Here is a 13,061-nt window from a genome sequence, read left to right as displayed (position 1 = left end):
CTTACGTACTTCCACCCTGAATCAGGAATTGGTCAAGGAATGGGTGTAATTCCCTTACGGTCCCTTACCCCGGCGGCTCGAACACCTCTTCGCGGACCCCCCTGCGGGCCCCCAAAAGAGGCCCCGTAGGGTGTGGTTATCATATGAGCGCTGCCTAGCTCGAAAGATGGACCGGACCTGTGACTGTCAACGACGACTCGTTCACCAACTGGAAGAACCGCGAGGAGATCGCGGAGTCGATGATCCCGCTCATCGGGAAGCTGCACCGCGAGCGGGACGTGACCGTCCTGCTGCACAGCCGCTCCCTGGTGAACAAGTCGGTGGTCAGCATCCTCAAGACGCACCGCTTCGCCCGGCAGATCGCCGGCCAGGAGCTGTCCGTCACCGAGACGATGCCCTTCCTGAAGGCCCTGACCACCCTGGACCTCGGCCCCTCCCAGATCGACCTGGGCATGCTCGCCACCCTCCACCAGGCCGACGAACGCGGCCTGAGCGTCGAGGAGTTCACCGCCGAGGCGGTCGCCGGCGCCACCGGCGCCAACAAGATCGAGCGGCGCGAGCCACGCGATGTGGTGCTGTACGGCTTCGGCCGCATCGGCCGGCTCGTGGCCCGGCTGCTGATCGAGAAGGCCGGCTCGGGCAACGGGCTGCGCCTGCGGGCCATCGTGGTGCGCGGCGGCGGCCCCCGGGACATCGTCAAGCGCGCCTCGCTGCTGCGGCGCGACTCGATCCACGGCCAGTTCCAGGGCACCATCACGGTGGACGAGGACAACAGCACCATCGTCGCCAACGGCAACGCCATCAAGGTGATCTACGCCGACGACCCGTCGCACGTGGACTACACCGCGTACGGCATCCGCGACGCCATCCTCATCGACAACACCGGCAAGTGGCGCGACCGCGAGGGCCTGTCCAAGCACCTGCGCCCCGGCATCGACAAGGTCGTGCTGACCGCGCCCGGCAAGGGCGACGTCCCGAACATCGTGCACGGCGTCAACCACGACACCATCAAGCCGGACGAGCGGATCCTGTCCTGCGCCTCCTGCACCACCAACGCGATCGTCCCGCCGCTGAAGGCCATGGACGACGAGTACGGCGTGCTGCGCGGCCACGTGGAGACGGTCCACTCGTTCACCAACGACCAGAACCTGCTGGACAATTACCACAAGGCCGAGCGCCGCGGCCGCTCCGCGCCGCTGAACATGGTGATCACCGAGACCGGTGCCGCCTCCGCGGTGGCGAAGGCCCTGCCCGACCTCAAGGCCCCGATCTCCGGCAGCTCGATCCGCGTCCCGGTGCCGGACGTCTCGATCGCGATCCTCAACCTCCAGCTCGCCCGCGCCACCAGCCGCGAGGAGGTCCACGACTACCTGCGCGACGTCTCGCTGACCTCGCCGCTCAAGCGCCAGATCGACTTCACCACGGCGCCCGACGCGGTCTCCAGCGACTTCATCGGCTCGCGCCACGCCTCGATCGTGGACGCCGGCGCGCTGAAGGTCGACGGCGACAACGCGATCCTCTACCTCTGGTACGACAACGAGTTCGGCTACTCCTGCCAGGTCGTCCGGGTCGTGCAGTACGTGTCGGGCGTGGAGTACCCGACGTACCCGGCGACGGCGGTCTGACCGCACCAGCCCCAGCCTCTGGCGCCCGACGTCTGGCGCCCGGCGCCTCCACGGCCGCCGACCGGAGTCTTCCGGTCGGCGGCCGTTCGCGTACCCCGGTCCAGGATGCCTTCGTAACTCAAGGATTTGCCTATGGCCTATAGGAAACTGCATAATTGCCATCGGCAAGAGGAAGGAAGCTGATGGTGCGTGCGGGACTGACCACGGAGCGGCTGGTCCGGGCCGGCGCGGAGCTGGCCGACGAGGTGGGCTTCGAGCAGGTGACCGTGTCGGCGCTGGCCCGGCGGTTCGACGTCAAGGCGGCGAGCCTGTACTCGCACCTGGAGAGTTCGCGGGACCTCAAGACCCGGATCGCGCTGCTCGCCCTCGCGGAGCTGGCCGACCGCGCCGCCGAGGCGCTCGCCGGCCGGTCCGGGAAGGACGCGCTCGGCGCCTTCGCGGACGTCTACCGCGACTACGCCCTCGCCCACCCCGGCCGCTACGCGGCGGCCCGGTACCCGCTGGACCCCGAGACCGCCGCCGCCAGCGCGGGCCCACGGCACGCCCAGCTGACCCGCGCGATCCTGCGCGGCTACGACCTGCCCGAGCCCGAGCAGACCCACGCGGTGCGCCTGCTGGGCAGCGTGTTCCACGGCTACGTCAGCCTGGAGACGGTCGGCGGTTTCGCGCACAGTGCCCCCGGCTCCCAGGAGTCCTGGACGCGGATCGTGGACGCCCTGGACTCCCTGCTGCGCAACTGGCCCGCCCGCTGAGCCGACTTCTCCCTACGAAACACAGGCCGACATGACGCACACCACCGCCCTCACCGCCGACCTCGTACGCGGCGCCCTCGACCTGGAGCGCACCGAGCGGGGACTGCTGCCGCACCGGCTGCCCGCGCGGGCCCGCGCCCAGTGCGCCGACCCCCAGCTCGCCCTGGCCGAGTCCCAGCCCGCCGGCGTGCGGCTGGTGTTCCGCACCCGCGCCACCACCGTCGAGCTGGACACCCTGCCGACCAAGCGGGTCTACCTCGGCGCTCCCCCGCGCCCGGACGGGATGTACGACCTGCTGGTGGACGGGCGCCCGGCGGGCAGCGCCACCGCGGCCGGGGGCGACACCCTCACCATCGACATGGCCACGGGGAGCACGGAGCACACGCCGGGCCCGGTCGCGACCGTACGGTTCACCGGGCTGCCGGACACGCCGAAGAACGTGGAGATCTGGCTGCCGCACAACGAGCGGACCGAGCTGGTGGCGCTGCGCACCGACGCCCCGGTGACGGCGGTGCCGGACCGGGGCCGCAGAGTGTGGCTGCACCACGGCAGTTCGATCAGCCATGGTTCCGACGCCGCGAGCCCCACCACCACCTGGCCGGCGCTGGCCGCCGCGCTCGGCGGGGTCGAGCTGGTCAACCTGGGCCTCGGGGGCAGCGCGCTGCTCGACCCGTTCACCGCACGCGCGCTGCGGGACACGCCGGCCGACCTGATCAGCGTCAAGCTCGGCATCAACGTCGTCAACAGCGACCTGATGCGGCTGCGTGCCTTCGGGCCCGCGGTGCACGGGTTCCTGGACACGATCCGGGAGGGGCACCCGGACACCCCGCTGCTCGTCGTCTCGCCGGTGCTGTGCCCGATGCACGAGGACACGCCGGGGCCGACCGCCTGGGATCTCGCCGCGCTCGGCGAGGGCCGGCTCGCCTTCCGGGCGGCCGGGGACCCGGCGGAGACGGCGGCCGGCAAGCTCACGCTCGGGGTGATCCGGGCGGAACTGGCGCGCATCGTGCGTGAGCGTTCGGCCGAGGACGACAGGTTATTCCACCTCGACGGGCGCGAGCTGTACGGCGAGGCCGACTTCGCCGAGCTGCCGCTGCCGGACGGGCTCCACCCGGACACGGCGGCGCACCGCAGGATCGGCGAGCGGTTCGCGGAGCTGGCCTTCGGCGCGGGGGGCGCGTTCGCGGGCGGGGAATGAGCGGGCCGACGGTGCCTCGCGGCCGGTGGGGCGGGCCCCGTGTCCCGCAGGGGAACCGCCCCACCGTCGGCCGCGGGGCACCGTCGCCCGCGCAAGGGCTACGGGACGAGGTGGGCGAAGACCACCAGGTTGTCGGTGTAGTCCTTCGCCGTGTGGTCGTAGTCGCCCGCGCAGGTGATGAGCCGGGCCTCAGGGCGGGGTGCGTCGGCGTAGACACGGTCGCTCGGGAAGTCGTCCTTGGCGAACGTCTCGGCGCTGTCCACCACGAAGTTCGCGGTCCGTCCGTCGGCGCGCTCCACGGAGAAGCGGTCGCCGGTGTCCAACTGGTCGAGGTTGACGAAGACGGCCGCGGAGACCTTCGTGTCCACGTGCCCGGCGATGATGGCGGTGCCCTTCTCGCCGGGTGCGGCACCCTTGGCGTACCAGCCGACGAGATTGGTGTCCGCCGCGGGCGGCGGCTCCAGTTGCCCCGTGGCGGCGAGGGTCAGCTGGGTGAAGGGGGCGTCGACGCCGATCTTCGGGATGACCAGCCGGGTCGGCTCCGACCGGGGAAGCCCGGCGGCCGCCGGGGGCAGCCCGGCCGTTGCCGACGGCCGCCCGGTGGAGCTGGCCCCGGAGGCCGGGGTCGCCCGCGGCACCGGGAACGACCCGTGGTGCCCCCCGAACATGCTGACCGCGAGGAAGAGGAGCGCCACCCCCCAGAGCACCAGCCGCCCGCCGCGAGCGGCACCTGACGCGTCCGGCTCCGGTTCAGGGGGCTGCGCGGAGGACGGATCCGCTGCCATCGGACATCACCTCACTGGGACAGGGCGGTACGGGGGACGGGTCGTGACGGCGGGGGTTCCGCCCGCCCCGCGAGGGGCACACGCCGCCGGCGCCATCGGCGCGCCGGCGGCGTCCGGGACCCGGTCAGGACGCCGGCTGCGCGGCCTTCTTGCGGCGCATGGCGTACATGCCGGCCGCGCCGACGCCGAGGACCGCGAGGCCGCCCGCGGTGACACCGGGGCCGGCGAGCGCGCCGCCACCGGTGTGCATGCCGCCGCGCGGCTTGCCGCCGCCGCCGGAGCCGCCGCCCCAGTCGCTGCCGCTGTCGTCGCCGCCCTTGCCGCGGCCACCGCCGCCACTGTCGTCGTTGCCACCCTTGCCGCGACCGCCGCCACCGCTGTCGTCGTCGCCACCCTTGCCACGACCGCCGCCACCGCTGTCGTCGTCACCGCTCTTGCCGCGGCCACCGCCACCGCTGTCGTCGTCACCGCTCTTGCCGCGGCCACCGCCACCGCCCTCGTCGCTGCCGCCCCGGCCCCCGCCGTCCTCCTTGTAGGTCTCGGGGTCGAACCGGACGTCGCCACCGCTGTCGGTGCGCAGCACGGTGGCGAGCGCTCCGCCACCCGTGTGCATTCCGCCGCGGGGCCGGTCGTGTCCGCGGTCGTTGTCGCCTCCGCTGCCGTTGTCTTGTTCCCGGTCGGAACCCTTGTCGCGGTCACCGCCGGAGTCGCTGCTGTGCGAGGAGTCCCCACGGCCCGAGTCGTGCCCGGCCGGGACCGCGAACGCGGCGCCGGGCGTGGCGAAGGCCAGGGCGGCCGCGGCGGCTGCCGTGGCCAGGAGGGTACGGGCAGAACGCATCGTGTTGTCCTTCCGCCGTGACCGGGCAGCGGACGCCTCATCAGCTGGATGGACCCGGTCCCGACATGAACCACCGTCAGTGAGGCCCCCGGATCCCACCATCCGGGCCGCCCAGCCGTGTCACCGGCCCACCCGTCTGCCCCAGTGCGCGCGGCCCCGGACCCCTCGTCCGGGTCAAGGGGGACCCGCCGCGGAATCTTGCCGGTACCGGCCGGTAGGGGTTCGCCACCGGCCCTTGTTATGACAGCCGTCATAGCGCAATCTGGTACCGGACGGTGCGACGGCACACGGCCGACGGCGGCCGGGGCGGTGGGAGGCGGCAGTGGCGGACGGGATGGCGCGGGCCCTGTGGGAGCGCTACGAACCGGTGCACGACCTGGTGTACTTCGCGCCGCAGGCGCTCGACGCGGCGCGGGCACTCGGCCTGCGCGGCTACTGGATGGGCTACTTCGCGCTCCGGGCCGCCCCGCTCGGTCCGGTCTCCCCCGCCGTCGTGACGAGCTGCTTCTACGTCTTCCACCCCGCGCGCGTCGCCAGAGCGCTGCCGGACGCCTGGGGGTACGCGGCTCCCGAGCGGGTCCTCGCGGCCCGTGCGGACGCCCTGGACGCGGCGATGACCGGGCTGTACGGACCGCAGGTCACCGGCTCCGCCGACTTCGCCGAGGCCGCCGACCTCGCCTGGGAGGCCGCGGCGGCCGCGGACACCGCGGGCCGGGTGCTGGCCGCCGCCAACCAGGCGCTGGAGCGCCCGCGGCGGGCCACGGCCCGGCTGTGGCAGGCGCTGACCACCCTGCGCGAGCACCGGGGCGACGGGCATGTCGCGGTGCTGGTCGGCCAGGGGCTCGATCCGGTCGAGGCGATGGTGCTCAAGGCGGCGGCCGGCGAGTCGGACGCCGGGTTCCTGCGCGAGACCCGCCAGTGGGAGCAGGGCGACTGGACGGCGGCCGGGATCCGGCTGACGGAGCGCGGGCTGCTCACCGAGGACGGCTCGCTCACCCCGGCCGGGGCGGCGGCGCGCGCGGAGGTGGAGGCGCTCACCGACGCGGCGGCCGTAAGCCCCTGGCGCGCCCTCGGCCCGGAGCGTACCGCCCGCCTCGCCGCCCTGCTGGATCCGCTGGCCCGCGCGGTGCGGGACTCGGACCTGCTGCCGCCCGGCAATCCGGTGGGCCTGCCCGCGCGGACGACCCCGGTCGGCGACTGACGGTACGGCGGGCGCCTCGTGTGGCCCCTTCGCGCACTCCCGCCGCCCGTGCGGTGCCGGCCCGCGCGCGAGACTCTGCCGAACGGCCGAAAAGCGTCGTAGTTACGGTCGAAGTACCCTCTCCTGACCTGGTGTTGTGCGCCGTACTCTGAAGCCGTGGTCACGCGAGACGAGGATCCTGGACAGGCGGCGTCCCGGCTCACCGGGCGCCCGGCCGGTGCGGCGCGGGGGGCGTCCGGCTCGCCCGCGGAGGTACTGCTGGACGACGGCACACCGGTGATGGTCAAGCGCGGCGACGCCCCCGGCGCGGTGCGCGCCGAGGTGGCGGGGCTGCACTGGCTGGCCGCGGCGGGCGCCGTACGGGTGCCGGCGGTGCTCGGGCACGACGAGCACTGGCTGGTCACCGAGCGGGTGGCGACCGGGCGCCCCGATGCGAAGGCGGCGCTCCGTTTCGGTCAGGCCCTGGCCGCCCTGCACGCGTCCGGCGCGCCCCGGTTCGGGTCGGCGCCGCCTGGCGGGCCGCGGGACGCGTACATCGGCCTGGCGCCCATGCGCAACACCGAGGGCACCGAGTGGTCCGGCTGGTACGCCGAGCACCGGGTGCTGCCGTACGTGCGCGGCGCGGTGCAGCGCGGGGTGCTGCGGACGGGCGAGGCGGCGGTGTTCGAACGGGTCTGCGCGCGGCTGCCGGAACTGGCGGGGCCCGCGGAGCCGCCCGCGCGGCTGCACGGCGACCTGTGGAGCGGCAATGTGCTCTGGGGCGCCGACGGCGAGGTGCGGCTCATCGACCCGGCCGCGCACGGCGGGCACCGGGAGACCGATCTGGCGATGCTTCAGCTGTTCGGCTGCCCCCATCTCGAACGCGTCCTCGCGGGGTACGAGGAGTCGGCGCCGCTCGCCGGCGGCTGGCGCGGTCGCGTCGGTCTGCATCAGCTCTTTCCGCTGCTCGTGCACGCGGTGCTGTTCGGACGCGGCTACGCGGAGCAGGCACTGTCCGTGGCGCGCGGGGCACTCGCTGTGTGAGCGCGGCGCCCGGCGGCGCGGTGGAACGCTCCCGTCCGCGCCGTGATCACGCAGCGTAAGGAAACCAATCACCCGTTCGAATCGTATAAGGACGTGAAAGCCGAACCAGGGAGAGACCATGCAACCGTTCACGCTCAACTACGCGCGCCCGGCTGTGCAGTTGGAAGTAACCGTTCCGTACGCGTACGACTCCGGACTGCAGTTGAACGTCCTCCCGGACGGGCGGATCGCCGCGACGGACCACGCGACCCTGCGCGCGCTGGGCACCACGACCTCGACCGCCGGTTCCAAGACGCACTTCGACGACTGAGCCACGGACCCGCAGACGATGACCGTGCTCATCCTGACCAGTGATGAAGACGTGACGGCGGACATGGTGGTCCTCCGCCTCCGCGAGGCCCAGGTGCCCGTCGTCCGGCTCGACCCCGCCGATCTGACCGACGGGGTCGCTCTGTCGGGCGAGTACGCACACGGCGCCTGCCACGGGCAACTGTCCGTCGGCGGGCGCCTGGTGGACCTGGACGGGCTGCGCTCCGTCTGGGTGCGCAGGCCCGGTACGGCCGCCGCGCGCGCCGCCCAGCCGTCCACCTGGCTGACCGAGGAGTCCGCGCAGGCGCTGTACGGCATGCTCCGCTGCACCGACGCACGCTGGATGAACCATCCGGACGCGGCCCGCCGCGCCCGGTACAAGCCCTGGCAGCTGCGGCACGCCCAGCGCAGCGGCCTCACCGTGCCGGCCACGCTGATCACCACGCTCCCGCAGGCGGCGCGGGAGTTCGCCGGGCGCCACCGGGACCTGGTGGTCAAGCCGGTCTCCGGAGCGCATCCGCAGGAGCCGCCGCGGGCGGTGCCGACCAGCAGGGTCGCGCCGGACGCGGACTTCACGGCGGTCGCCTACGGGCCGACGCTGCTCCAGCAACGCGTGCCGAAGCAGGCCGACATCCGGCTCACCGCCGTCGGCGGCACCCTGCTGGCGGCCCGCAAGCCGGTCGATCCGGACGCCCACCCGGACGACGTGGACGTCCGGTTCGCCCCGTCCGTGTCGCCATGGCTGCCCGTCGCGGTGCCCGCATGGGTCGCCGAGGGGGTTCTGCGCTATCTCCGGGGCGCCGCGCTGGCGTACGGTGCCTTCGACTTCGCGGAGGACGCGGACGGCGTCTGGTGGTTCCTGGAGTGCAATCAGTCGGGTCAGTTCGGTTTCGTGGAGATGGACACCGGGCAGCCGATCGCCGCCACCATCGCGCAATGGCTCGCGGGGGACGGGCTCGCCGAGGACGGCTGCGCGAACGCCGCTCCGGGCGCGGCCCGCTGAGGACGCGGGGACCGGTTCGAGGAGAGGAACGTCATATGCGCATCGGACTGCTGGGTACGGGGCCCTGGGCGCGGGCGGTGCACGCCCCCGCGCTCGCCGCGCACCCCGGCGTGGAGTTCGCCGGGGTGTGGGGCCGCCGCCCCGAGGCGGCCGCCGCGCTCGCGCAGCGGTACGACGGCAGGCCGTACGCCGACGTGGACGCGCTGCTGGCCGACGTGGACGCGGTCGCCGTCGCCCTGCCGCCGTCCGTGCAGGCACCCCTGGCGGTGCGGGCGGCGCGGGCCGGGCGGCATCTGCTCCTGGACAAGCCGCTCGCGCTGTCGGTCGCGGACGCGCGTGCCGTGGCCGAGGCGGCGGAGCGTGCCGGGGTGGGGTCGGTCGTCTTCTTCACCACGCGCTTCCAGAAGGAGCCGCAAAACTGGATCGAGGAACAGGCCGCGGTGAAGGGCTGGTTCACGGCGCGGGCGCAGTGGCTGGGGGCGGTGTTCACCACCGACAGCCCCTATGCGGCCTCTCCGTGGCGCCAGGAGAAGGGGGCGCTGTGGGACGTGGGCCCGCACGCGCTGTCCGTGCTGCTGCCGATCCTCGGCGATGTCACCCGTGTGGTGGCGGCCCGCGGTCCGGGGGACACCGTGCACCTGATCCTCGACCACGCGGCCGGAGCCTCCAGCACCGTCACCCTCAGCCTGACGGCCCCGCAGGAGGCCGCCGGGGTCGAATTCGAGCTGCGCGGCGAGTCCGGTGTCACCGCCATGCCGGCCGCCTCCGACGACAACGCCCTCGGCCGGGCCATCGACGCCCTGCTGACCTGCGTCGAGACGGGCCGCCGCCACCCCTGCGACGCGGCCTTCGGCCTACGGGTGACGGAGATCCTGGCGGCGGCGGAGGCCCGCCTGGCGGCCGAGGCGGAATGACGGCGCGGGATCTCCCGAACACCCGGTGTCAGCCCGCGCCCCCTTCCCGTACGGCCGTTCGCGGTGCCGGGACCGGTCCCGCCGCGTTCCTCGGCGCCGCCGCGAAGATCCAGCGGTTGGCGGCCAGGGCGTCGTTCGGCTCCGGCAGCGGGCCGCGGCCGTGGCGGCGGGTGAAGTCGTAGGGGGTGCGTGTCGTCGCCGTCCAGCCCAGGGAGGCGAGTTCGGCGGCCGAGTCGGGGCGGGGCTCCGCGTCGAAGAGGGCGAGCAGGTCGATGCCGAGGCGCCGGCGGGTCTCCGTGTAGACGGGGCTGGCCCGCACCTGCGGGGACTCCACGAGGTCCTTGATCTCGTACGCGAGGGTGCTGTCCGCCGCGCTGAGCCGGTCGACCGTGGCGACGAGACGCCGTTCGGCCGCCGCCGGCAGATACAGCAGCAGCCCCTCGGCGAGCCACGCCGTGGGCTCGGTGGGGTCGAAGCCCGCGGACAGCAGGACGGCGGCCCAGTCCTCGCGCAGGTCGGCCGCGAGCGGACGGCGCTCGGCCGCGGGGGCGGCCCCCAGCCGGTCGAGGACCGTCCGCTTGAAGGCCAGCACCTCCGCCGTGTCCACCTCGTACACCACACATCCCGGCGGCCAGCCCAGCCGGTACGCCCGGCAGTCCAGGCCCGCGCCGAGGAGCACCACCTGGCGCACGCCCAGATGGGCCGAGCGCAGCAGATGGTCGTCCAGGACGCGGGTGCGCAGGGCGAAGTACCGGCCGAGCCTGCCCCACAGCGGGTCGGCGTCGCCGTCGGGCACCTGCCCCGGACGCACCGGCCAGCTCGCGGAGGCCGGCGCCGCGCGCACGAAGTGCTCGGCGAACGGATCGCGGGCCAGCGCGTCGGGGCGATGCGTCTCGATCGCGCGGGCCGCGGCCACCAGCAGGGCGGTGCGGCCGACGCCCCGCGCGACCCCGGCGGTCAGACCCCCGGCCGTATGCACGGCACCTCCCCGGTCCCGAGCGCGGGCGCGGGCGCGGTCCAGGCCGCCGGGTCGGCGGCGGTGCTGGTCCGGGCGCCGTAGACGACGCGCATGAACCGCAGGACGTCGTCGCACGGAAGGTGCAGGGCCGCGGTGCAGTCCGTCAGGACGGTCACATGGAAGCCTTTCTGGAACGCCGTGCGGGCGGTGGTGTCCACACACACGTCCGCGTACACCCCGGCGAAGACCAGGTGGCCGATGCCGCGCGCGCCGAGGTGGTCCTCGAAGCCCTCGCCGAGGAAGGCGTCGAAGCGGGCGCGTTTGGTGAAGACGCGCTCGCCCGGTGCCGGGGCGACCCGGTGGAACTCGGCGCCCCAGGTGCCTTCCAGGCACTTCGGCCGCTTGCCGAGAGCCTCGTCCCGCGAGCGCCAGGCGGCGCCCTGGTGCTCGGGGTCGCCGGTGAACCGTACGAAGATCACCTCGATATCGCGCGCGCGGGCCGCGGCCACCGCCCGGACGGTGCCGGAGACGGCCGCGTCCAGGACCGCGGGGTCGCCGCCGAAGCGGGCGAGGGCGGCCGGCCCGGTGCAGAAGTCGTTCTGCACGTCCACCACGACCAGGGCCGTCCGCTCCCCCGGCACGCCGGTCACGACCCGCCGGCCAGGGTGGTCGCCGGTGACCCGCCGGGCGCGTCCAGGGCGTCGAGCAGGGCGTCGGCCACGGCGGTGGTGGAGTGCCGCCCGCCGAGATCGGGCGTGGAGATGCCCCGCTCCTCCAGGATCCGCAGCGCCTTCTCCACGGCCTCCACCGCTCCCGCGCGCCCGACGTGCCCCTCGGCGACGCGCGCGGCCGCGCGGATGGTCGCCACCGGGTTGACGAGGCCCCGCCCGGCGATGTCGTCGGCGGAGCCGTGCACCGTCTGGTACTCGGTGAGTCCCGCCAGCGCGGGATCGAGGAAGACGTTCTCGGTGCACCGGTTCTCCTGCCGCTCGGAGCCGAACCGGTCGAGCAGCATGACGTGCATGATGTCGGCCCATTCGTTGCCGGCGATCAGCAGCGTCCGGTCGGGCAGGCCGTGGGTGAGGAGGTTGCGGTTGACCGTGTCCGGCTGGAACAGGCCGATCTCCACACCGAGTTCGTCCGCGAGCCCGCTCACCCAGTCGTCCAGCGCGCCGTCCAGGAGATGGAACTTGTACGCCATGACGATGCGGCCGATCCGGCCGTCCGGCCACTCCTGCCGGGCCCGGCGCAGGGCGTAGCGGACCACGCTCGCGGTGATGTCCTGGGAGAAGGTCGTGGTGCGGGTGAGCCGGCCGGGCGTGTGCCGGTTCTCGCCGGTGTAGAACCCCTGGGCCTGGTCCCGCACCAGCAGCAGGGAGCGGCCGTCGGCGCCGAGCAGGTCCACCTTGACGGCGCGCAGCCGCTGGCGGACGAGGTAGAGGGACTGGGCGTTGACGGCGGTCCGGAAGACCGCCGTCGTGCCCCGCTCGGCGCGGGTGCGGCAGAACCGCTCGTAGTGGTCCGCGTCCGCGGCGGTCAGCTCGCGGACGCGGTCGAGGCCGGGTTCGGCGCGCAGCGAGTGGTAGGAGTGGTAGAGACGCGGGGAGCGCTCGATCGTCACCGTGCCCGGATGCCCGGCGGTCAGCGCGCCGAGCACCCGCTCGAACACGTCGGCGAGTTCGGGTCCGGTGCCCCGGCCCACGGCCAGCCCGATGACGGGCGCGTTCGGGTCGTGGGTCACTGGGCGTTGCCCGTGGTGAGGTGGTCGCCGGGGATGCCGGACTTCTCCGGGCGGTAGTAGTCGCGGATGCCGTCGGCCCAGGTGACCACGGGGACACGGTCGCCGTGGACCGGCTCGAAGGCGTCGAACAGGGCCTCGATGTTGGGGCGCTGGAAGCCGATGGCGGTCATCAGGGCGACGAAGTGGGGGCGTTCGACATAGCCGTCGCCGTCCGGGTCGCCCAGCGCGGCGAGGGCCTCGGCGAACTCGTTGACCGTGACGTCGAATCGCTGGGGGTCGAGCACGATGGCGTTGAACTCGGCGGGGCTGACCTGCCCGTCGCCGTCGGCGTCCAGCTCGGTGCGCAGGGTGTCCCAGTAGCTCTGGAAGGCCTTGAGCATCCGGTGCTTCGCGCCGTCCCCGGCCTCGGGCACGGCCTCGACGACGCGCCTGCCCATCAGCTCGAAGTCGCCGGGGTCCAGTACGCCGTTGCCGTTGGCGTCGAACAGCGAGAAGACGAGTTCGACCCGGTTGTTCGCCTCGGTGGTGGCCATGGTGTTTTCCCCTCCGGTCATACGGTGCGCATACGCCGTCGGCCCCTGGGCCCGGCGGCGGCTCCACTATCGGCTCGCCACCCCCGTCCGGTGCGGGAAAGACGGCCAACTGCCCCCGAACGAAGGAAATTTCGCGTCGGAGGCATGAACCCGCCGGTCCTGGAAAACACCGCGCACCGGA

At 73.8% G+C, this 13,061-nt stretch carries 14 protein-coding genes; 8 read left to right on the top strand and 6 right to left on the bottom strand.

The genetic code is table 11. From position 1 onward, the window contains the following. Window positions 1-179 precede the first annotated feature (179 nt). The 3 genes from ACZ7EC_RS11935 (at window position 180) to ACZ7EC_RS11925 (ending at window position 3,575) form a co-directional block, all read left to right on the top strand. Window positions 180-1,625, top strand: a complete 1,446-nt coding sequence (locus tag ACZ7EC_RS11935; protein ID WP_471061250.1) for a glyceraldehyde-3-phosphate dehydrogenase — start codon at window positions 180-182, stop codon at window positions 1,623-1,625. A 182-nt stretch (window positions 1,626-1,807) separates the two neighbouring features. Then, a complete protein-coding gene (locus tag ACZ7EC_RS11930; RefSeq protein WP_471061248.1) occupies window positions 1,808-2,377 on the top strand; it encodes a TetR/AcrR family transcriptional regulator in 570 nt (189 codons plus the stop codon). A gap of 31 nt (window positions 2,378-2,408) precedes the next feature. Next, entirely contained in the window at window positions 2,409-3,575 is a 1,167-nt protein-coding gene (locus tag ACZ7EC_RS11925; RefSeq protein ID WP_471061245.1) for a GDSL-type esterase/lipase family protein, read from the top strand. Between the two features lie 98 nt (window positions 3,576-3,673). Here the strand turns inward: ACZ7EC_RS11925 and ACZ7EC_RS11920 are convergent, their stop codons facing one another. Both ACZ7EC_RS11920 and ACZ7EC_RS11915 read right to left on the bottom strand, forming a co-directional pair. Then, window positions 3,674-4,360, bottom strand: a complete 687-nt coding sequence (locus ACZ7EC_RS11920) for a class F sortase (RefSeq protein ID WP_471061243.1) — start codon at window positions 4,358-4,360, stop codon at window positions 3,674-3,676. 124 nt (window positions 4,361-4,484) lie between these two features. After that, window positions 4,485-5,198, bottom strand: a complete 714-nt coding sequence (locus ACZ7EC_RS11915) for a hypothetical protein (protein WP_471061240.1) — start codon at window positions 5,196-5,198, stop codon at window positions 4,485-4,487. A gap of 322 nt (window positions 5,199-5,520) precedes the next feature. On the opposite strand from ACZ7EC_RS11915, the gene ACZ7EC_RS11910 reads away from it, so the two are divergent. The 5 genes from ACZ7EC_RS11910 to ACZ7EC_RS11890 all read left to right on the top strand — a co-directional run bounded on the left by ACZ7EC_RS11910 (window position 5,521) and on the right by ACZ7EC_RS11890 (window position 9,648). Next, window positions 5,521-6,399 (top strand): SCO6745 family protein, encoded by an 879-nt coding sequence (locus tag ACZ7EC_RS11910; RefSeq protein ID WP_471061237.1) that lies wholly within the window; start codon window positions 5,521-5,523, stop codon window positions 6,397-6,399. Between the two features lie 156 nt (window positions 6,400-6,555). After that, a complete protein-coding gene (locus tag ACZ7EC_RS11905) occupies window positions 6,556-7,422 on the top strand; it encodes a fructosamine kinase family protein (RefSeq protein WP_471061236.1) in 867 nt (288 codons plus the stop codon). A 118-nt stretch (window positions 7,423-7,540) separates the two neighbouring features. After that, window positions 7,541-7,732 carry a putative ATP-grasp-modified RiPP gene (tgmA, locus tag ACZ7EC_RS11900; protein ID WP_046416733.1) on the top strand — a complete coding sequence of 64 codons (192 nt, stop codon included), beginning with the start codon at window positions 7,541-7,543 and terminating at the stop codon, window positions 7,730-7,732. 18 nt (window positions 7,733-7,750) lie between these two features. Then, window positions 7,751-8,734: an ATP-grasp ribosomal peptide maturase gene (gene tgmB, locus ACZ7EC_RS11895; protein ID WP_471061233.1), complete on the top strand. Its 984-nt coding sequence runs from the start codon at window positions 7,751-7,753 to the stop codon at window positions 8,732-8,734. Window positions 8,735-8,769: 35 nt separating this feature from the next. Then, on the top strand, window positions 8,770-9,648 hold the full coding sequence (locus ACZ7EC_RS11890; RefSeq protein WP_471061230.1) for a Gfo/Idh/MocA family protein: 879 nt from the start codon (window positions 8,770-8,772) through the stop codon (window positions 9,646-9,648). Between the two features lie 28 nt (window positions 9,649-9,676). On the opposite strand, the gene ACZ7EC_RS11885 is transcribed toward ACZ7EC_RS11890, so the two are convergent. Genes ACZ7EC_RS11885 through ACZ7EC_RS11870 form a run of 4 tightly spaced genes read right to left on the bottom strand, consistent with a single transcriptional unit; the run spans window position 9,677 to window position 12,901 of the window. Then, entirely contained in the window at window positions 9,677-10,627 is a 951-nt protein-coding gene (locus ACZ7EC_RS11885; protein WP_471061227.1) for a class I SAM-dependent methyltransferase, read from the bottom strand. After that, on the bottom strand, window positions 10,606-11,256 hold the full coding sequence (locus ACZ7EC_RS11880) for a cysteine hydrolase family protein (protein ID WP_471061222.1): 651 nt from the start codon (window positions 11,254-11,256) through the stop codon (window positions 10,606-10,608). The genes ACZ7EC_RS11885 and ACZ7EC_RS11880 overlap by 22 nt, the downstream gene beginning before the upstream one ends. Continuing rightward, entirely contained in the window at window positions 11,253-12,347 is a 1,095-nt protein-coding gene (locus ACZ7EC_RS11875) for an isocitrate/isopropylmalate family dehydrogenase (protein WP_471061219.1), read from the bottom strand. Before ACZ7EC_RS11875 ends, ACZ7EC_RS11880 begins: the two co-directional genes overlap by 4 nt. Then, entirely contained in the window at window positions 12,344-12,901 is a 558-nt protein-coding gene (locus ACZ7EC_RS11870; protein WP_471061217.1) for an EF-hand domain-containing protein, read from the bottom strand. Before ACZ7EC_RS11870 ends, ACZ7EC_RS11875 begins: the two co-directional genes overlap by 4 nt. Between the last annotated feature and the right edge of the window lie 160 nt (window positions 12,902-13,061).

This window comes from Streptomyces sp. NPDC037203, assembly GCF_055605065.1.
The sequence above is the reverse complement of the archived record's forward strand: the minus strand, read 5'-3'. Positions and strand labels throughout refer to the sequence as shown.

Bases quoted from the DNA above. Each gene is read 5' to 3' on its own strand.
- ACZ7EC_RS11930 (WP_471061248.1), top strand. From the start codon at position 1,808: ATGGTGCGTGCGGGACTGACCACGGAGCGGCTGGTCCGGGCCGGCGCG.
- ACZ7EC_RS11925 (WP_471061245.1), top strand. From the start codon at position 2,409: ATGACGCACACCACCGCCCTCACCGCCGACCTCGTACGCGGCGCCCTC.
- ACZ7EC_RS11920 (WP_471061243.1), bottom strand. From the start codon at position 4,360: ATGGCAGCGGATCCGTCCTCCGCGCAGCCCCCTGAACCGGAGCCGGAC.
- ACZ7EC_RS11915 (WP_471061240.1), bottom strand. From the start codon at position 5,198: ATGCGTTCTGCCCGTACCCTCCTGGCCACGGCAGCCGCCGCGGCCGCC.
- tgmA (WP_046416733.1), top strand. From the start codon at position 7,541: ATGCAACCGTTCACGCTCAACTACGCGCGCCCGGCTGTGCAGTTGGAA.
- tgmB (WP_471061233.1), top strand. From the start codon at position 7,751: ATGACCGTGCTCATCCTGACCAGTGATGAAGACGTGACGGCGGACATG.
- ACZ7EC_RS11890 (WP_471061230.1), top strand. From the start codon at position 8,770: ATGCGCATCGGACTGCTGGGTACGGGGCCCTGGGCGCGGGCGGTGCAC.
- ACZ7EC_RS11870 (WP_471061217.1), bottom strand. From the start codon at position 12,901: ATGACCGGAGGGGAAAACACCATGGCCACCACCGAGGCGAACAACCGG.